Origin of the sequence: Thermoleptolyngbya oregonensis NK1-22, assembly GCF_032705245.1 — a bacterium.
GTDB lineage: Bacteria > Cyanobacteriota > Cyanobacteriia > Elainellales > Elainellaceae > Thermoleptolyngbya > Thermoleptolyngbya sichuanensis.
Genome location: NZ_CP053540.1, coordinates 4,150,422 through 4,169,590, shown reverse-complemented (window position 1 = coordinate 4,169,590; position 19,169 = coordinate 4,150,422). Strand labels below are relative to the sequence as shown.

The 19,169-nt window shown below is 58.7% G+C and carries 12 protein-coding genes; 4 read left to right on the top strand and 8 right to left on the bottom strand.

What is annotated here, in order from left to right; translation table 11 throughout:
* Positions 1–7 precede the first annotated feature (7 nt).
* From HNI00_RS17465 to HNI00_RS17450, 4 genes are all read right to left on the bottom strand, one after another.
* The gene (locus tag HNI00_RS17465) at positions 8–1,645 is read right to left on the bottom strand and encodes a nucleoside triphosphate pyrophosphohydrolase family protein (RefSeq protein WP_316787960.1); all 1,638 of its coding nucleotides are present in this window, start codon (positions 1,643–1,645) and stop codon (positions 8–10) included.
* A 196-nt stretch (positions 1,646–1,841) separates the two neighbouring features.
* Entirely contained in the window at positions 1,842–4,742 is a 2,901-nt protein-coding gene (locus tag HNI00_RS17460; RefSeq protein WP_316787957.1) for a glycerol-3-phosphate acyltransferase, read from the bottom strand.
* Between the two features lie 479 nt (positions 4,743–5,221).
* Positions 5,222–5,890: a DUF6962 family protein gene (locus tag HNI00_RS17455; RefSeq protein ID WP_316787955.1), complete on the bottom strand. Its 669-nt coding sequence runs from the start codon at positions 5,888–5,890 to the stop codon at positions 5,222–5,224.
* Between the two features lie 25 nt (positions 5,891–5,915).
* Positions 5,916–6,272 carry an ArsR/SmtB family transcription factor gene (locus HNI00_RS17450; RefSeq protein ID WP_420156221.1) on the bottom strand — a complete coding sequence of 119 codons (357 nt, stop codon included), beginning with the start codon at positions 6,270–6,272 and terminating at the stop codon, positions 5,916–5,918.
* A 162-nt stretch (positions 6,273–6,434) separates the two neighbouring features.
* On the opposite strand from HNI00_RS17450, the gene HNI00_RS17445 reads away from it, so the two are divergent.
* The 3 genes from HNI00_RS17445 to HNI00_RS17435 all read left to right on the top strand — a co-directional run bounded on the left by HNI00_RS17445 (position 6,435) and on the right by HNI00_RS17435 (position 8,808).
* Positions 6,435–6,875 carry an ArsI/CadI family heavy metal resistance metalloenzyme gene (locus HNI00_RS17445; protein WP_316787951.1) on the top strand — a complete coding sequence of 147 codons (441 nt, stop codon included), beginning with the start codon at positions 6,435–6,437 and terminating at the stop codon, positions 6,873–6,875.
* Positions 6,876–7,192: 317 nt separating this feature from the next.
* Positions 7,193–7,900: a ribulose-phosphate 3-epimerase gene (rpe, locus tag HNI00_RS17440; protein ID WP_420156385.1), complete on the top strand. Its 708-nt coding sequence runs from the start codon at positions 7,193–7,195 to the stop codon at positions 7,898–7,900.
* A gap of 134 nt (positions 7,901–8,034) precedes the next feature.
* Positions 8,035–8,808 (top strand): SDR family oxidoreductase, encoded by a 774-nt coding sequence (locus HNI00_RS17435; RefSeq protein WP_316787947.1) that lies wholly within the window; start codon positions 8,035–8,037, stop codon positions 8,806–8,808.
* Between the two features lie 324 nt (positions 8,809–9,132).
* Here HNI00_RS17435 and HNI00_RS17430 read toward each other — a convergent pair whose 3' ends face one another.
* Together HNI00_RS17430 and hemB are read right to left on the bottom strand one after the other, a co-directional pair.
* Positions 9,133–9,351, bottom strand: coding sequence for a hypothetical protein (locus HNI00_RS17430; protein ID WP_297080416.1), 219 nt, complete (start codon positions 9,349–9,351; stop codon positions 9,133–9,135).
* An 841-nt stretch (positions 9,352–10,192) separates the two neighbouring features.
* Positions 10,193–11,182: a porphobilinogen synthase gene (hemB, locus tag HNI00_RS17425; RefSeq protein ID WP_297080417.1), complete on the bottom strand. Its 990-nt coding sequence runs from the start codon at positions 11,180–11,182 to the stop codon at positions 10,193–10,195.
* A gap of 486 nt (positions 11,183–11,668) precedes the next feature.
* Here hemB and HNI00_RS17420 point away from each other — a divergent pair, with 486 nt between their 5' ends.
* Positions 11,669–12,565 (top strand): polysaccharide lyase, encoded by an 897-nt coding sequence (locus HNI00_RS17420; RefSeq protein ID WP_316787944.1) that lies wholly within the window; start codon positions 11,669–11,671, stop codon positions 12,563–12,565.
* Positions 12,566–12,593: 28 nt separating this feature from the next.
* Here the strand turns inward: HNI00_RS17420 and HNI00_RS17415 are convergent, their stop codons facing one another.
* On the bottom strand, positions 12,594–13,262 hold the full coding sequence (locus tag HNI00_RS17415; protein ID WP_316787942.1) for a DUF2301 domain-containing membrane protein: 669 nt from the start codon (positions 13,260–13,262) through the stop codon (positions 12,594–12,596).
* Between the two features lie 45 nt (positions 13,263–13,307).
* Positions 13,308–18,860 (bottom strand): cadherin domain-containing protein, encoded by a 5,553-nt coding sequence (locus HNI00_RS17410; protein ID WP_316787940.1) that lies wholly within the window; start codon positions 18,858–18,860, stop codon positions 13,308–13,310.
* Positions 18,861–19,169 lie beyond the last annotated feature (309 nt).

Sequence of the window (19,169 nt, the reverse complement as noted above, 5' to 3'; positions counted from 1 at the left end):
CTTCATTCTAGTCGCGATGCGGATCGGGTGTCAGGTGCCAGTCTGGTACAAAGTCAAAATCCACCAAGACCTGAAGCGTTGCGGGATGGGGTTCGGGGTCGGCTTCGCTCCACAGATCTACCGCAGCGCCCTCCAGCAGCAGATGCACTTCGGGTACAGCGGTTTCGATTTGCTGCATTACATGCTCGGTCAGTTGTGCCAAGGGCGTGGGCTGTTGCAGCGAGAGCGGCGGCAGGGCCGCCTCGGGCTGGGCCTCAAACGCCAGGTCGCCCGCTTGCAGCACCACGTCCGCCGCCAGCGGAAACACCGTCGGTTCCGGCATTTGCCCCGTTGCCAGGTCAATGTACCAGTCCATTTCCGGCGTTTGCAGCTTCAGCGTCACCAGCAGCCGCAGCGTGCCTGCATCCCACGGTGCTTCCGGTTGCAGCATTCGCACCTTCACGCCGCCGAGGAGCTGCATCATTGCTGGGCTACTGCGGCTGAGGCTCCACAAGAGGCGCGATCGCAGGCGATCGCCCGGCATCCGGTCTTGCCAGCGGTCGATCGGCGCAAACAGCGGCGAGTAAGTCTGTAAATCCAGCAGCAGGCAGGCATCCGCAACCAACCGTGGCACCACCTCTTCCGCAGGCAGCGGGAAGACGGCTTCGGACACCATGCGACAGCCGCTCAGATGCAGGGCTTGGTGGGCGAGCGCATAGTCTCTCAGGTGGGTGCAATAGCGCTGGAGCCAGGCCCCCGGCGTGAACTGAAGGGTAGTCGGTAGGGGTTCCTCATCGTTCGACGGTAGCGCATCGGGCGGTTCCGAAGCCCCAGCCGCCGCACCATTCGGCAACTCCGGCGAGGCGGGCAGTCCACCGGGTACAAACTCTAGCTCTAGGTGCAGGCGCAGCGTTGCGGGCTGCCAGTCATATTCCGGCAGCAGCAGTTGAATCGGCAGACCCACCAAGAGCGGCGACAGGGCCGGCGTGACCAGTTCCACCTGCTGGGCGATCGCTGTCAGGATTTGCCCAGCCGTGAGCGTGCCGGAAACCGCTGTGCCATCGAGTTCGTAGACCTGGGCATCGGGCGACAGGGGCGATCGCCCTGGCTGATGCATCACCAGGTCATGGCGCTGGCTGCCGTCCTCAGCGTGTAGCTCTAGCACCGCCGCCAGCCGCAGCCGCCCCCGCTGGCGCACCGCCCCTGCCGGAGCCACCGTCGCAGCCACACTTTCCAATAGCCGCATCGTCTCTACGGCGCTGCGGGCCAGCCCCCACAGCAGCCGGGGGGTGAGGCTGTCGAGCGTGCAGTAGGGGGGCCACAGGGGGGCCGGTTTGGGCGAGTCGGCCGCCTCGATGGGAAACGTGCGATCGCCCGCCTCGGCAGCCAGCGCGTCCGACGTTTCTAGCGCTTCTAACAGGTCACAGGCTTCGTCGGCCACATAGGGGGCGATCGCCTCTGGGGTCGGCAGCGTGTTTGCATCCCAGCCGTTTTCGGGCGATCGCACCTCGTCTACCAGCGCCATCAGCGTTTGCAGGGCCCGCACCACCTGCCCCGATGCCACCCGATCGGCAGCGTCGGGCATCGGCAACTGCAAAATGGCCGCCGTCAGCAGGTGGGGCGAGGCCAGCGCAGAGTTTGGAGGTGCAGCAGTAAAAGACACCATGAGCGGATCGGGGGATGGGGTGAGGTTGGGCGCTTGTTCTCAGAATGCCCAGGGCGATCGCAGCACTAGAGATGGCCGTGTGAATTTTTGCAGCGTGAAATTTTGCAGCGTGAAATTTTGCAGCGTTGCACATCCCATAGCACATCCCATAGCCCAGGCAATCGCCATCGTTTCGCGGGTGTCCCCAGCGTTTCGACTATTCCGGTTCCATCACCTCCACCACGCCCGTCTCCCCGTCCAGCCACACCCGCTGGCCCGATCGAAGCCGCTGCGTGGCGCTGGCCAGGTTCATCACGGCGGGAACCTGGTATTCGCGGGCAACGATCGCCCCGTGGGAGAGCCGCCCTCCAACTTCGGCAATCAGCCCGCCCACCTGCGCCAGCAGCGGGGCCCAGCCTGCGTCGGTGTAGGGCACGACGAGGATGTGAGAGCGGTCGAGGGGCGGCGCGTCTTGGGGCGATCGCACCACCACGACCGTCCCTACCGCCACGCCAGGGCTGGCCCCGATGCCGATCAGTCTGCTGAGGGCGGGCTGTTGTGGCTGGGCCACCGGGCGCGGCGGCTCGTGGCCGTAGGCCAGCAGGGGAATCATCGTCTGCTGGGAATCTTCCTCGAAGCGCGATCGCCGCTCCTGCACCCGCCGCTTTACCAAACCCCAATCGGCATCCTGTTCCCTCACCAGCGCCCGAATTTCCGAAATTTCCAGGAAGAAAATATCGCCAGCCGCGTCCAGCAAGCCGTCAGCCAGCCAGCGCTGCTCCAGCGCCACAATGCTCCAGCGCAGGTCTGCCAGCAGGCGATTGTAAACCTCAGCCACGCGCCCCTTGAGGTCGAGCCGCTGCTGGACGGTTCGCACCTTGGCAGCAGGTGGTCTAGACTGCGACGCAGCGGGTATGGTCGCAGGCGGGTCAAGCTGGGCAAATTGGGCAAGCTGGCGCTGCACAGCCCGGGGAGCCTCGCGCCAGGTCGGAACGGCGATATCTGTCCCCACCTCGCTGAGGTAGCCATAGCGGTCGAGGAACTGGTCAAACTGGTGGAGAATGTCCCGTCCCGCCGGGGTTTCCCCAAGCTGCATTAACAGCACGTTGGGGTCAGCAGGGGGCGCGGGCAAGTGCGATCGCACTTGTTGGGCCAGGGTTTGGAGCGATCGCACGGCCGCCACCTCCGGCATCACGCTGTTATCGAGCGCCGCTTCATCCACCCGGAACAGGGCGCGTCGGGCGGCAAATCCCAGCGGCGCAAGGATATTGAAGTAGGTGGCGGGGCGCAGCATTTCCAAAATCTGGTCGATGCGATCGAGCAGATCGGCAGAGGCCAGCGAGTCGGCGGGCTGGGCGGCCAGGTCGGCCAGCGCCGGGGCAAACTGCTGGCGATCGCACTGGGCAAACTCTTTCAGCAGTCGTCGTTCGCGCTGCACCAGCCGCAGCAGTCCAGGCAAGTTTCGCAGCGTAGACCCCAGCGGCGGCTTGTTGAACTTTGCGCCGCGGGTGAGAAATTCCAGGCTCTCGGCAGGTAGCCCCATCCGCCGAAAAATATCGCCCAGCAGGGTCGCATTAAAATAGGCGGCAGAGTGGTGCAGCGTCGCCGTTTCCTCAAAGTCCAGCCCCTGAGCGCGGTTCCCCAGCACAATGGTAAAAATTTCGCCCCACACGCCGCAGGTCAGGGGTCGGTTAATCGACCAGGTGAGCGGCCGGATAAAGCCAGGAATCACCTCGGCGGCAATCTTGCGCGTCCAGATGGGCAACAGCGTCGTAATCGGCCGCGCCTGCAAAATCCACACCTGCTGCCCGTCATAGCTCCATTCCACATCCTGCGGAACGCCGTGAAACTGGGCTTCGATCTGCCGCGTCAGCAGCGCCACCCGCCGGATCACCGCCAGCGGCACATCGCCCGTTCCTTCCACCAGGAAGGCTTCAGGGTCGGGGGTGTCCTCTGGCAATTCCGGCAGCCACACGCGGTAGGACTCCGGCGTGACCCGACCCGACACCACCTGATCCGCCCGCCCTGGCAGCGCCTCGATCACCACCGCCTCGCCCTGCCGCTGGATGGGGTCGCGGCTAAAGGCCACCCCGGAAAACGCCCCCGCCACCTGCCGCTGCACCAGCACCGCCATGCCCCCCTCGGCGCTGCCTTGTCGCTGGCGATATTGCACCGCCCTGGGCAGGTTGTAAGACCCCTGACAGCGCAGAATCGCCTGCTCTAGCGCGGGCGGACTGGTGATATCCAGAAACGACTCGTATTGCCCCGCTGCCGAAGCCGTGTCCGAATCTTCGCCAATGGCAGAAGAACGCACCACCAAGGGCGCATCGGCGCTGGGCGAGAGGGCAGTCAGCAGCGGCGCGGGGTCGTCTCCCGGTGGCAGCACCCACCCATCGGGCACGGCATAGCCCAGGCGCTTGAGGATGGCCAGGGTGGCGGCTTTGGAGCCGACTTTTTCCGGCGAGAGGGCCTGATCCAGGGACAGTAAGGCGCGATCGCCCCGAAAAAACTGAAACACGCGCTTCGATTCCTCCTGAGCTTCCTCTGCCGATAGATCCAGATCATCGGGAATTTTTTGGTAAATCCACGCCAGCAGCAGGCTGAGCAATGCGGTGACGGCGACCCGCTTGCCGCTGTAGGGATGCAGCAGCGCCACCAGGATCGGCAGCAAAACGAGGACGCTGAGCTTGCCAAGCGTGCGATCGCGCAACACAGTAAACCCAATGCCGCCGATCAGCGCCACCAGCCCCGCTGCCACCGGGTCATGCAGCAAAAAGCCCCACACCACGTTCGTCGTGCCCGCGCCGCGCCCGCCCCAATAGCGCCCCATCACCAGCGCCATCAGCGCCACCACCTCCCACAGCGACCCCGCCGGAAAAAACTGCCGCGCCAGCAGCACCGCCGCAATTCCCTTTGCCGCCTCCGACAGCACCGCCAGAATGCCCGCCGCCCGCCCGCCGTGATAAAACGCCGCCGACACGCTGACGTTGCCCGTGCCCAGCTTCGATAGGCGCTTCCCCGTCAGCCCCCGCACGATCCACTCGATCAGCGGCAGCGCCCCCAGCACGGGGCACAGCACAAAGATTAGAAATACGCCCCAAACTTGCATCAGCGACATCAGGCACCTTACCCAAAACGGCTGCGGTTCCGGTTCCCCCCTTGATAAGGGGGGCTAGGGGGGATCTCCGACCCCTTGAACCCGATCCGATCCCCCTTAAATCCCCCTTGAGCAAGGGGGACTTCCGGCTTTCCCCCCCTTGCTAAGGGGGGCTAGGGGGAATCTCCGACCCCTGGAACCCGATCCGATCCCCCCTAAATCCCCCTTGAGCAAGGGGGACTTTCGGACGGCGGCGATACCAGAACCCAAAATCCCAGAGTCCCGCATTCACCGGCCATAATAGAGCTAAATTTCAGAGCTAAATTTCTCTCGCCCTCCTCATGACTGGATTTGAAGCGCCGCTTGTAGCTGGACTTTCCACATTCCTGCTGGACACACTAAAGGATACTGCTAGGGAAGAATCGGGCGGCAGCCTCGCAAAGTGGCTGAACAAAGATATCGGCAAAGCAGCCCAGCAGGTCATTTACAACGCTACGAACTTACCCAACAGCGTGAGAAGGATGCTGCTGCGCTGCGCGAAAGAACGCATAGAGCGCGACCATCTGCACCAGATGATAGAGGTCATTGGGCATGAGCCAGGGCCGCAGGGCAAGCTGCACCACCTGCACCCCGGCTGCGGCAAACGACAGGCCCACCCCGCCCAATAGCCACCCTGCGGCGACCCGCTGCGCTGGGCCGACCAGAACCGCCCCCGACCCCACTAGCCCTAATATCAGCCCCACTACTAGACCCGCCACCAGCAGCATGGACAGCAGATAGTCGGCGATCGCCCCCCAAAAGGATTCCGCCTGCCATGCCCACAGCCCATACACCGCCAGCTTGCCCAGCGCTAACTGGCGCACCCAGCCCAATTTGCCCCCCGGCCCCCAGTCCGCACTCACACCAGCCACCAGCCCATAGCTGGCAACCCCCAGCGCCAGCAGCATGGCTCGCCACAGGCCCAGTGCCCAACCCGGCGGCAATGCGGCGACCCACCCGTGCAGCGTGCCGCCCAGGGCCGCAGCCAGCGCCGTGCTGCCAAAGGCCAGTATCCACCCCTTTGCAGGCTTGGGGGGTACTGCCTGTTTCAGCAAGCAGGCCGCAAAGATCAGGCATTCCAGGGCGATCGCATAGTCGGTCAGCGTGGTAATGGGTTCGCTCAGCATCATCGCACGGGGCCTGCGGGCAGTGGGTTCAGCGGGCTGGGCTGGCCAGGGCAACGCGCAACTGTTCGAGGCGATCGCCCACCAGTCGGTAATAGATCCAGTTGCCGCGCCGCTCTTTTTGCAATAATCCCGCTTCGTACATCACCTTGAGGTGGTGGCTGATGGTTGGCTGCGACAGGCCCAAGGGTTCCGTCAGTTCACACACACAGGCTTCCTGACCCGGCTGGGCCGCAATCAGGCTGAGCAGTTGCAGGCGGGCCGGTTCGCCCAACACGCGAAACAGGGCGGCAAGCCGGGCCGCGTCTTCGGGTGGTAACGCGCCCGCTAGCAGCGGAGTGCAGCAGGTTGGCACGGCAGTTGACGGAACAGATTTAGGGAAATTCATATTTCTAATATTGACACTCATCGATATAGAGTGCCAGTATATTGATGAGCGTCGATATTGATGGTCGTCAATATGAACGGCTGTCAAGATTGAATGACTGCCAAGATTGAATGACTGCCAAGATTGAATGACTGATGCCAACTTCTACTTAGGAGAAACCCGATGTCTCACGTACAACTGGCGCTGAATGTGAGCAATATTGATGAAGCCATTGTGTTCTATAGCAAGCTGTTTGGCACCGAACCTGCCAAGCGGCGGCCTGGCTATGCCAACTTTGCGATCGCCCAGCCGCCGCTCAAGCTCGTGCTAATCGAAAATCCCAACGCGACGGAACGGCTCAACCATCTAGGCGTAGAGGTGGACACGTCCGAAGCGGTGAAGACAGCGGGCGATCGCCTCGCGCAGCTCGACCTGGCCACCGTACCCGAATCGCAAACCAACTGCTGCTATGCGCTGCAAGATAAGGTTTGGGTTCACGACCCCGACGGCGCACCGTGGGAAATCTACACCGTCCTGGCAGATTCGCCCGTGCCGCCAACCGGAGGACTACACCCTGTTCCAGCGGCGGCTGCATCCCAAGACTGTGCCATGTGCAAGAGCTAGCCTCTGGCTTTTCCAGGGCTGGTTTTAAGGCTTTATAAGGCTTGATTCAGAAGCGTCTGCCAGACTCCAAGGCTGGGTGAGCGGCGAGCGGCAAATTTCTCAATGAAAATTTCTCAATGAAAATTTCTCAGAAAATTTCTCGATGAAAATTTCTCGATGAGCAGTTGCGCGACTCTCCATTTTGTATAAAGCTTCTTGTAGACAGCTTTTTTATAAAGCCTTAAGAGTTGGCCCCGGACTGCTTTGCAAAGGGTCTGGACTGATGGATGAGCTTTGTTAAAATTAATACCAAATCAAACCCAGGAGAACCCGCCGCCATGACCCTGCCTACTTCACAAAAGCCCATCGTCATTGCTCCGTCGATTTTGTCTGCCGACTTCAGCCGCCTGGGTGACGAAATCAAAGCGGTTGACCAGGCTGGAGCCGACTGGATTCACGTAGACGTGATGGACGGTCGCTTTGTCCCCAACATCACCATCGGCCCGCTGATCGTAGACGCGATTCGTCCCTATACCCAAAAGCCGCTGGACGTGCATCTGATGATTGTGGAGCCAGAAAAGTATGTGGCAGACTTCGCCAAAGCCGGAGCCGACATCATTTCCGTCCATGCCGAACACAACGCCTCTCCCCACCTGCACCGCACCCTCTGCCAGATCAAGGAGCTGGGCAAGCAGGCTGGAGTCGTGCTGAATCCGTCTACGCCGCTGACGCTGATTGAGTATGTGCTGGAGGTGTGCGACCTGGTGCTGATTATGAGCGTCAACCCCGGTTTTGGCGGCCAGAGCTTCATTCCGGCAGTGCTGCCCAAGATCCGCAAGCTCCGCGAAATGTGCGCCGAGCGCGGCCTCGACCCCTGGATCGAAGTTGATGGCGGGCTGAAGGTGAACAATACCTGGCAAGTGCTGGAAGCAGGCGCAAACGCAATTGTGGCCGGGTCTGCGGTCTTCGGCGCGAAGGACTATGCCGAAGCCATCGAAGGCATTCGCCACAGCAAGCGCCCGGAGCCTGCCCTGGCAACGGCTTAGGAGCAGTGGCTTAGGAGCATGACTTGGGATCACGGCTTAGGATCACGGCTTAGAATTACGAGCCAGGGTTTCGGCGGGGAACGGCCGGGGCGGGTGATAGGATGAATCCGAATTCCTAAAACCTGACCCTTCCAATGGCTTCTATTCAAAACCAAATTGTTCTGATTACGGGTGCAAGCAGCGGCATTGGTGCGGCTTGTGCCCATTTTTTTGCGGAGGCAGGGGCGCGGCTAATTTTGGCAGCGCGGCGATTGGAGCGGCTAGAGGAGATAGCGGCCGCGCTCAAGTCCCAGTTTGGAACGGAGACGCTGCTGCTGCAACTGGATGTGGGCGATCGCCCCAGGGTCGAGTCTACGCTGAGCGCACTGCCCGAAGACTGGGCGGCGGTCGATATTTTGGTGAACAATGCAGGGCTGAGCCGGGGGCTAGACAAGCTCCACGAAGGCCAGGTGCAAGACTGGGAAGAAATGATCGACACCAACGTGAAGGGGTTGCTCTACGTCACGCGGGCGATTCTCCCTGGCATGGTGCAGCGCGATCGCGGCCATGTGATCAACATCGGCTCCATCGCCGGACACCAGCCCTATCCCGGTGGCAATGTGTATTGTGCCACGAAGGCCGCCGTCAAAAGCCTGACGGAGTGCCTCAAGCTGGATTTATTGGGAACCGCTGTGCGAATTACCTCGGTTGATCCGGGCATGGTGGAAACCGAGTTTAGCGAGGTGCGGTTTCATGGAGATGGCGATCGCGCTCGCAAGGTATACCAAGGGCTTACACCGCTAACGGCAGAGGACATTGCCGATGTAGTGCTGTACTGCGCCACGCGCCCCGCCCATGTCAATATCAACGACGTAATTCTCATGCCTGTAGCTCAGGCGAGTACCACGATGGCCCATCGCCGCCCCTAGGAACCTACGCAAAAGAGAAACCCTGCAATCGCAGAACCGAACAAAGGGCTTAGCAGAAACTTTGCAAAAGGGGACTGATTTCTTTTCGGATTGTGTTCGGATGAGTCAAGCGTTTCAGGAAAGAAGAAGTGAGAGCGATTGCTAGAGCAGTTTCTAGAGTTCTAGAGCAATTTCTAGAGCAGTTTTTAGAACAGTTCCGAAGCAATCTTTCCCGAAGCAATCCTTTTTGGGAATCTTGGGAATCGCCACTCACCGTTTCTAAACCCAATTAATCTGGGCACAATTAATCTAGCCAATCACAATTAATCTAGTAATCTAGTCAATCTAGACTGCCATCAGCGCCCCCATGTCTGACATCTCTAGATGGCTCGTGCCTGAGTAGAGCATCTTGTAGTGGTCAAGCACCACCAACGCTTCTTTCTCAGAGTTAAACCGCAGCTTGATTTTGTAAAGAAACGGCAACTCTCGCCCGCCGCCAATGGGTGCGGGTTCCCAGATTTTCAGCAACCAGTCTGTTCCGGTATGAGTAATCGTGTATTTCATAAATCAACAAAGAACACGCAGCGTCTCAGAGCCGCGACCTGTAAAAGAATAAAAGACCAGTTTCTAAAAAGACCCGTTTCTACATCAGTTCAGCAATATCAGTTCAGCAATTTGTGATCATCATCTGTGAGCAGCAATCCTCGAACCGGTGAACTGTAGATGCGGTGTTGAGCGCCTTGCCACCTTCTGCTGGGCCAACTTCTGCTTGCTACCTTTCGGCTGAAGACTTGTCTGACTGAAGACTAGCCTGGCCGAAAACCAGACAGAAGGATGGAATTCCTAAAATCCTCCCTACAAAGGGAGTTTCCATCCATCAGGAAAAAGTAGCAAAAATCAACCGTAGAGGCTTGGGTTGAGAGCAAATTGGGCGATCGCCCGTCGATACAGGGGGCTTGTGGCGATCGCTCCGCAAGGTAACATCTACAGGCTACTCAAAATCTCCTCTGCACCCTGGCAAACTTATGCCCTTGATCAGCAGACAGGACAGTTGAGATTCTGTCCACTTAGAGTTTTATGCCTACAGAATATTATCAATTCTAGGCCATCTAGTCAGGATTACAAGTATTCCTGCGCCTGCTTCACGAAAACAAGCGCCTACTTGAAATCCTGCTGAACTAAATGCCGAAAATCAGCGCTTAAAGCGCCTATTCAGACCTAAACGATATCTGAACTAAACTGGCACCCTGGCAAAGCGAAGCACCCCAGCTTTCAAGTCTCCGAAGCAAACGTCGAACCGTAACAGAAGCCGAGCGATGATGCCGAAGAAAACCCGTGCTAGAGCAACCTGGGTAGAGGGCCAGGAAGGTCAGGATTGGGAAGGTGAATGGTTAAAGGGCAGACGCTACGAGCCAGAAGCCAGCCAGCGGGCGGCATCTTTCGCGTGGTAAGTCAGAATTAAATCTGCCCCAGCACGCTTAAAACTCGTGAGCGTTTCCAAAACGACGCGCTGCTCGTCAATCCAGCCGTTGAGAGCCGCTGCCTTGATCATAGCGTACTCGCCTGAAACGTTATACGCCGCGACAGGCAGGTTGGATGCCTGCTTGACCTGCCAGATGATGTCCATATAGGACAGCGCAGGTTTGACCATCAGCATATCTGCCCCTTCGGCAATGTCTAGCTCAATTTCCTTCAGGGCTTCGCGGCGATTGCCAGGGTCCATCTGATAGGTGCGGCGATCGCCAAATTGCGGAGCCGACTCGGCCGCATCGCGGAACGGGCCATAATACGCCGACGCATACTTCGCCGCGTAGGACAGAATCGGAATATCTTGAAACCCGCCTTCGTCTAGCCCCTCGCGGATCGCCTTGACAAAGCCGTCCATCATCCCCGACGGCGCGATGATATCCGCTCCTGCCTTTGCCTGCGAGACGGCGGTTTTCTTGAGTAGCTCCAGTGTTGGGTCGTTCAGCACGCGCCCCGTCAGGTCGCCCACCTCTAGATAGCCGCAATGCCCGTGGGAGGTGTATTCACACAGGCAGGTATCGACAATCACAATCAGGTCGGGCACGGCTTCCTTCACTGCCGTTGCCGCCAGTTGCACAATGCCGTGATCGTGCCATGCCCCCGTCGCGTCGGTGTCCTTGTCGGCGGGAATGCCAAACAGAATAATGGCAGGAATGCCCAAGTCGTAGACTTCCTTTGCTTCCTCTACGATTTTGTCGATCGACAGTTGGTACACCCCCGGCATCGACCGCACCTCGGTCGCAATTCCCTCCCCCGGCACCGCAAACAGCGGATAGATCAGGTCGCTGGTGTTCAGCACCGTTTCGCTGACCATGCGGCGCAACTGGGGATGACTGCGGAGACGACGAGGACGCTGAATGGGAAACATAGTTCTTAAAAAAGACCTGTGTATGAAGGATGAAGCTGGATATAAGGCTGGAAGCAGGCACAGCCAGAAGCCAAGTGCCATGCATTCATCAAGTCTACGGCGTGTGTTGGCTCCCCGGCTCAATGCAAACGTTACAAACTGTAAAAGCTTGCGATGGCGAAAGTTGAGGATTGTTGCTCTGCAATGCAGGCGCGAGGGGGCTTGGAACTGCGAGAGTTTCGAGTTCTGATATCAATTCGACGCTACAGGGGAAACTGCGGGAAGCCCCGCAGCCCCTTGACTGGCAAGCCAAATCGCAAATCCGAAATCGAGAATCGATCCCTCCTAAACCCCGGAGCCTCCAAGTCTTCTCTCGACATCTTCACAGAAACTTGCCTGTAAAGATTTCAAATCATTTGTAAAAGAGTTCGAGAAGTTGAGCGTCCGCGCCTGGCCGCTGACCCTACTCAACTTCTTCAATGAAAGTCGTTGCTGGATTGATAAACCATGACACAAGTTCAGGCAAGATTTCCACGGTGGGCGATCGCCCTGCTAGCGGCGGCCACAAGCTGCTCATACACGCCGCTTGCGGTTTCTGCTACAGCCAATCTCACTAACGTTGCACCGTCAGCAGAATCCTCCCACCCTACTTTGCTCAGCCGTGCGACGACTCAATCGCGAGTTTTGTGGCGCGGCAACTTTGGACAAGGCTGGGAACAGCGCTGGGGCGTGCAGACGCGCGGCGGCTTTGGCCCGCAAAATCGACAAATCGCAAGCGAACGGGGCGGTACTCATCCCCAGTTCTTGCGCGTCCACTATCCCCAGGGTTCAATCAGCCCCGGAGCCGTGAGCCGATATAACGTGCCCCTGGGCGGCAGCCAGTTCTTCGCTCGCCTGCCCATTGGCCCCCAGGAAGCAGTGCGGCTCAGCTATGCTGTGCGGTTTTCCAGCAATTTCAGCTTTGTGCGCGGCGGCAAACTGCCCGGACTCTATGGTGGCAGAGGCAATACGGGTGGCAGCATTCCCAATGGCACCGATGGGTTCTCAACCCGATTTATGTGGCGGCAAAACGGCGCGGGGGAAGTCTATGCCTATTTGCCAACCAGCCGGGGCTATGGCACCTCGATTGGGCGGGGCAACTGGCGCTTTAGCACGGGCGTTTGGCATCGCATCGATCAGGAAGTGACGCTGAATACGCCCGGTCAGGCGAATGGCCGCATCCGTGTCTGGTTCAACGGTCGTCAGGTTTTGGATCAGCGGGGTGTGACGTTCCGCACTGTGCCACAGCTTCAGATCGACGGCATCCTGTTTTCTACCTTCTTTGGCGGAGAAGACCCCTCCTGGGCAACGCCGCGCTCGGTTCATGCTGATTTTGCGGACTTTGTCGTCTACTCAGTTCCTTAGGCTCACCCGATCATGCTGATTTGTCAGCTTATAGATCGGCTGATTTAGCGGCCTGGCTTTCCCGCCGGAGGTATTCAAACACGCTCTTGTCGCCGATATCCGGCGGGATTGCCTGGACACACTTCCGCACCGCAAAGATTAGCATCAAGATCGCCCAAACCAATAGCAGCTTGCTCTCGATGCCCGGCGACAATACCCCCGCCAGGTGACCCAGCAGCAGCAGCGGCACCAGGGGCGTGAGCAGTTTCGTTTCCAGACGGTTAAAACAAAACGCTTCTTTGAAGAAAATGCCCGTCAGCGCAGCAAAGGTAAACCCCACGCCCAGAAGGGTTTGCGGGTGCAGATAGACCGACTGCACGAATGGCTCTGGATACAGGTGGGCAACGGCGATCGCCGCGATCGCCCCCACCAGCCAAAACGCCTGGAGCGCCCGATGTAGTGGCTTCATATAAATGTGAATCAGCAGCAGACTCGCGCCCAGCGCCAGCGAAAACAGCGTGTATAGCGGACTCAGCCACCGCAGCACCGTCGGGTCGTCGCCGCGCCCCAGCACCAGCCCTGTGCCTGCTGCAAAACATAGCGCCGCCACCATCAGCGCCGCCCGATATAGGACGACCCCCAGGCGATCGCCCTTCGTAATCGTGAACTCACCAAACTGTCCCTGATAAACCTCCGGTTCAGCAAGGGTGTGGGTCATGGCTATACCTCGCTCCATAATGCGAATGCAATGGGCTATGCAAACCTACCCCACAATAATATTCCCTGCGCCCAGCGACGGTCGATTGCTCAGCGTGCCAATCAACACCTGACGCTGGCTGCCCGTGCCGTCGGGGTCAAAGAACAGGCGACCCGTAGCGGCATCGTAAATGAAGCGATCGCTCTGGCGACGGGCGCTTGTCCCCCGGATAAACTGGGCGGCATCGATTCGTCCGGCTGATAGCCCCGTCCCCCGCACCAGAAGCCGATCTTGACGCAGATTGAAGTCTGTCACGATGCTGCGACCCAGCCCCCTGCCCACGCCAAACACAAACGTATCTCGTCCCTGTCCGCCTGTCAGGATATTCCGGCCACGTCCACCATCCAGCAGGTCGTTGCCTTCCTCTCCCAGCAGGGTATCCGCACCGGCCAGCCCCAGCAGCGTATCGTTCCCTGCGCCGCCTCGCAGCAGGTTTCTCAGCGCGTTACCCGTGATGCGGTTGTTCTGCGCGTTGCCCGTGCCGGTTCTGGCGTTATCAATCAGCACCAAATTCTCAACGTGATCCGGCAGCGTATAGTTCACGGCGGCTTGCACCGTATCGTTGCCTTCGTTGGGGCGTTCAATGATCGTGTCTGCTGGACTCCTGACAATGTAGACATCATTGCCCAGTCCGCCAATGAGTGTATCGTTACCCGTGCCGCCATCCAGCGTGTCGTTGCCAATGCCGCCCACCAGATAATCATCAAAATTATCTGCGCCAATCATCAGCGCATTGCCCCGGAACCCGCTCAGATCAAAGACTTCAAACTCGGTGACCAGCGTACCCGGAGAAACGTCAGGAAGCTGGCTATTGAAATTGCCGACATTGACGGTGATCGTGCCCGTGCCATCCGTCAGCACAAAGGTATCTACCCCCGGCCCACCGCGAATCACGTCCTGCTGCCGCAAGTTCGCCAGTGTAGACCGGACGATATCGTTTCCGGCTCGGCCCGAAAGCAGGTCGGTGTTTGGCGTGGTCACCAGCACATCGTCCCCATCCGTGCCATCGACCTGCCGCAGCCCCACAAAATTCAGTGTGGTGCGGGCAATGGGGCTAAAGGTTTGCCCGTCGGAGGCAGCGGCAAAAATCGTCCGAGTCGATGTGTTGGGGACAGCCGCCGAGTTTTCGTAGGTGACGGTGCGTAAAACTTGCTGATAGACCGAGGCAGGAGCGCTGCCCCAGATCGTGAGTACGCCTGTGGGATCATAGTTGGTTCGCAGGTTAGTGCCGCTGACATCGGCGATCAGGCGCTCACTGGCTCCATTAATTGGATTGGTCAGGTTGACCACGAGCTGGGTCAGGTTAGTGGGGCTGGTTTTGGTAATGGTGGCGTTTGGCGCGGCAACTTTGATCGACGCAACCGTCGGCGCACCAATGCTGAAGTCGATTCCCGCAGCCGTGCCATTTAGGTCAACCACGATTGAGGCTGAAACATTGGGTGGCGTTTCATCCACATCCAGCACGCTGATGATAAATACTTTTTCAAAGCTGCCGCCGCTGGGGTCGGTGGTGCGGACGCGGATGCTGTAGGAGCGTTTTGTTTCAAAGTCGGGCGAAGACCGAATGCGGAGGCGATCGCCCTCAATCAGAAACGCAGCATTGTCCGTACTGCCTGCGCCGCTGACCAGCGTATAGGTAAACCCGCTGGAATGATCCGGATCGGAACTGTCGAACCGGCCGATGATTGTGTTCGCCGGAACGTTTTCTAAAACGCTGAGGCTGCTGAGGGCAATGTCTGTCGGCGGCTGATTAACAACGGGTGGAAGTTCGGGCAGATCGTTGATAGTAATCGTGAACGACTGCTCGAAGAAGAGATTGCCGCTGTCGGTGGTGCGGACGCGGATGGTGTAGCTGTTCTTGGTTTCAAAGTCGGGTGAAACGTTCAGCCGGAGTTGGTTGCCGACAATCGTGAAACTGGCGTTGTCGGTGTCGCCTGTGCCGGAAACGAGCGTGTAGGTGTGGGTGTCGCCTGTGTCTGGGTCGGTGGTTGTGAATGTGCCGACGGTGGTTCCGACCGGGACGTTTTCATCGACGTTGGTCGGCGTGAGGGCGATCGCCGTGGGTGCTTGATTGACAGGGGGCGGCGGCCCTTCTAGCAGATCATTGATAGTAATCGTAAACGACTGCTCGAAGAAGAGATTGCCGCTGTCAGTGGTGCGGACGCGGATGGTGTAGCTGTTCTTGGTTTCAAAGTCAGGGGAAACGTTCAGCCGGAGTTGGTTGCCGACAATCGTAAAGCTGGCGTTGTCGGTGTCGCCTGTGCCAGAAACGAGCGTGTAGGTGTGGGTGTCGCCCGTGTCTGGGTCGGTGGTCGTGAATGTGCCGACGGTGGTTCCGACCGGGACGTTTTCATCGACGCTGGTGGCGCTGAGGGCGATCGCCGTTGGGGCCTGGTTGGGGGGCGTTTCGTCGATGTCGTTGATGGTAATCGTAAAGACTTGCTCGAAGAAGAGATTGCCGCTGTCGGTGGAGCGGACGCGAATCGTGTAGCTGTTCTTGGTTTCAAAGTCGGGTGAAACGTTCAGCCGGAGTTGGTTGCCGACAATCGTGAAGCTGGCGTTGTCGGTGTCGCCTGTGCCGGAAACGAGCGTGTAGGTGTGGGTGTCGCCCGTGTCTGGGTCGGTGGTTGTGAATGTGCCGACGGTGGTTCCGACCGGGACGTTTTCATCGACGTTGGTGGGGCTAAGGGCGATCGCCGTGGGTGCTTGATTGACGGGCGGTGGCGGCCCTTCTGGCAGATCGTTGATGGTGATGGTGAACGACTGCTCGAAGAACAAGTTGCCGCTGTCGGTGGTGCGGACGCGGATGGTGTAGCTATCTTTCGTTTCAAAGTCGGGGGAAACGTTCAGCCGGAGTTGGTTGCCGACAATCGTGAAGCTGGCGTTGTCGGTGTCGCCTGTCCCTGAAACGAGCGTGTAGGTGTGGGTGTCGCCTGTGTCTGGGTCGGTGGTCGTGAATGTGCCGACGGTGGTTCCGACCGGGACGTTCTCATCGACGTTGGTTGGCGTGAGGGCGATCGCCGTTGGGGCCTGGTTGGGCAGCGTTTCGTCGATGTCGTTGATGGTAATCGTAAAGACTTGCTCGAAGAAGAGGTTGCCGCTGTCAGTCGTTCGGACGCGAATCGTATAGCTGTTCTTGGTTTCAAAGTCAGGGGAAACGTTCAGCCGGAGTTGGTTGCCGACAATCGTGAAACTGGCGTTGTCGGTGTCGCCTGTGCCGGAAACGAGCGTGTAGGTGTGGGTGTCGCCTGTGTCTGGGTCGGTGGTTGTGAATGTGCCGACGGTGGTTCCAATGGGGACGTTTTCATCGACGTTGGTGGGGCTAAGGGCGATCGCCGTTGGGGCCTGGTTGGGGGGCGTTTCGTCGATGTCGTTGATGGTGATGGTGAACGACTGCTCGAAGAACAAGTTGCCGCTGTCAGTGGTGCGGACGCGGATGGTGTAGCTATCTTTCGTTTCAAAGTCGGGGGAAACGTTCAGCCGGAGTTGATTGCCGACAATCGTGAAGCTGGCGTTGTCGGTGTCGCCTGTCCCGGAAACGAGCGTGTAGGTGTGGGTGTCGCCCGTGTCTGGGTCGGTGGTCGTGAATGTGCCGACGGTGGTTCCGACCGGGACGTTTTCATCGACGTTGGTGGGGCTAAGGGCGATCGCCGTTGGGGCCTGGTTGGGCAGCGTTTCGTCGATGTCGTTGATGGTGATGGTGAACGACTGCTCGAAGAACAAGTTGCCGCTGTCAGTGGTGCGGACGCGGATGGTGTAGCTGTTCTTGGTTTCAAAGTCGGGTGAAACGTTCAGCCGGAGTTGATTGCCGACAATCGTGAAGCTGGCGTTGTCGGTGTCGCCTGTGCCAGAAACGAGCGTGTAGGTGTGGGTGTCAACAAAATCGGGATCAATGGTTGTGAAGATACCAACTTCTGTGCCAATGGGCACGTTTTCATCCACAGACTGCGGATCGAGATTAATGGCAGTGGGAGCTTCATTGACATTCGTAACCGCCACCACCACTTCTTTTTCGTAGCTCAATCCGTTTGGATCGGTTGCCCGAATTTTGATGGTGTAGCTGTTCTTTGTCTCAAAATCTGCCGCCGCCCGCAGCACCAAAATCGGCCCGCCGGGCCCAGTTTGAATTTCAAAACTAGCGTTGTCCGGGAAATTGACTGAATCGATCAGTTCAAAATTGGTGACGATATCTCCATCCGGGTCGATGGCAGAGAGATTCCCAATGACGGTATCCAGCGGGGAGTTTTCTGGAAAACTAGCAGGCGTTAGCAGGATATCGGTCGGCGCGGTGCTGGTCGGCGGCGAAAACCGCTGTCCATAGACACCGGTGCCGTTAGCATCTGGCCCCGTCCAAACGACGACAAAATTGCCGCTGGGAGCAACACCAACGGCAGGGAAGCGCTGATCGCCTGGGGTGGTGGTGTTGACCAGAAACTCGTCACCCAGGGGAGTGCCCGTTCTGCTGAAGCGCCGCGCCACAATGCCCGTAGTCGTCACGGTTTCAGAAGGCTGGCTAAAGCTTTGCCAGGTGACGACAAAGTTGCCGTCGCTATCCATTGCCACCGTGGAATAACGCTGCTCGCCCGTGGTGAACTGGTTGACAAGGATTTCGCCCGTCAGCGGGTCGCCATTGCTGTCAAACAGGCGAGCATACACGCCCCAGCTAGAGCCGTCCTGGTTTTCGCTCGACCAGGTAATGACAAAGTTGCCATCAGGGGCGATCGCCACATGGGAATTTTGCTGATTGCTGGCAGTGGTGGTATTGACGGGGAATTCCGGGCCGACTCGTGCGCCCGTGCTGCTGAACCTCTGGGCGTATACGCCATAGCCGTCGCCATCCTGCAAAACGCTCGACCAAGTGACGACAAAGCTGCCGTCGGGGGCGATTGCCACGTTAGAAAAACGCTGGTTCAGATCTGTTGTGGTGTTGACCTGGACATCGTTGGTGCTGGCGGGCCCCGTCGGCGGATCAATTGGCTGCGCTACACCTACGCTGTTGAATCGCCGGACGAAAACTCCAGTGCCGTCCCCATCGCCTACATCGCTAGTCCAAGTAACCACGAACTCGCCCGTGGGAGCCATCGCCACGCTGACCTCGGTCTGTTCGCCTAGGACGTTAGTGTGAATCTGGGTTTCGCCACCGATGCGGTTGCCATCTTTATCAAAGCGCTGAGCATAAACGCCTGAATCACCCGTTACCGGGTCTTGGATGCTTTCCCACACCACGATAAAGTTGCCGTCGGCATCCGCTGCAACGCTGGCAAGTCGCTGGATATTAGCTGTTGTCGTATTAATGCGGGCATCCGTGCTGACTAGGGAACTGGAGGCCGCATCGAACAAACTCTGCGCCACACCCGCACTATCGAACCGTCTGGCGTAAATTCCTGTGTTTGAGCCACCGCCGTCTGGCCCCGTCCACACCACCACAAACCCGCCGCTGCCGTCTACTGCGATCGCCCTCGTCGAGAATGCCTCAGCGGTGAGTAGTGACGTACTCTGACTGCCTGTTGTAATCGTGTTGATGGGAAACTCGGAGCCGACGAAGTTTACAGATGACATGGCAGGTTGCTCGCAATGGGCTGGGTAGACGACCGACTGAGGCTAAATCGAACGCGGCGCTTGGGTTTGGGCGCAGCAGCAAACCGCTGAATTGAGGAAGATCCGCACACATCGTACCCAAATTGGGCTATTTTCCCATCAGGAAGCGATCGCCCTTTCTCCGTATTTTCCGGTCTATTTTTGCGATTTTGCGATCGCCCTCCTACGCTGGCTGGCGGTGCAGGAAGAGACTGAAACTTGCGATTCTCAACCGCCTAATGCCCCCCATGCATCAGTTCTTCAAACGGTATGATCAAAGTTGCAGCAAGG

Excerpts from the sequence above, each read along its gene's own strand:
- HNI00_RS17465 (WP_316787960.1), bottom strand. The coding sequence starts at position 1,645 with ATGGTGTCTTTTACTGCTGCACCTCCAAACTCTGCGCTGGCCTCGCCC.
- HNI00_RS17460 (WP_316787957.1), bottom strand. The coding sequence starts at position 4,742 with ATGTCGCTGATGCAAGTTTGGGGCGTATTTCTAATCTTTGTGCTGTGC.
- HNI00_RS17455 (WP_316787955.1), bottom strand. The coding sequence starts at position 5,890 with ATGATGCTGAGCGAACCCATTACCACGCTGACCGACTATGCGATCGCC.
- HNI00_RS17450 (WP_420156221.1), bottom strand. The coding sequence starts at position 6,272 with ATGAATTTCCCTAAATCTGTTCCGTCAACTGCCGTGCCAACCTGCTGC.
- HNI00_RS17445 (WP_316787951.1), top strand. The coding sequence starts at position 6,435 with ATGTCTCACGTACAACTGGCGCTGAATGTGAGCAATATTGATGAAGCC.
- rpe (WP_420156385.1), top strand. The coding sequence starts at position 7,193 with ATGACCCTGCCTACTTCACAAAAGCCCATCGTCATTGCTCCGTCGATT.
- HNI00_RS17435 (WP_316787947.1), top strand. The coding sequence starts at position 8,035 with ATGGCTTCTATTCAAAACCAAATTGTTCTGATTACGGGTGCAAGCAGC.
- HNI00_RS17430 (WP_297080416.1), bottom strand. The coding sequence starts at position 9,351 with ATGAAATACACGATTACTCATACCGGAACAGACTGGTTGCTGAAAATC.
- hemB (WP_297080417.1), bottom strand. The coding sequence starts at position 11,182 with ATGTTTCCCATTCAGCGTCCTCGTCGTCTCCGCAGTCATCCCCAGTTG.
- HNI00_RS17420 (WP_316787944.1), top strand. The coding sequence starts at position 11,669 with ATGACACAAGTTCAGGCAAGATTTCCACGGTGGGCGATCGCCCTGCTA.
- HNI00_RS17415 (WP_316787942.1), bottom strand. The coding sequence starts at position 13,262 with ATGACCCACACCCTTGCTGAACCGGAGGTTTATCAGGGACAGTTTGGT.
- HNI00_RS17410 (WP_316787940.1), bottom strand. The coding sequence starts at position 18,860 with ATGTCATCTGTAAACTTCGTCGGCTCCGAGTTTCCCATCAACACGATT.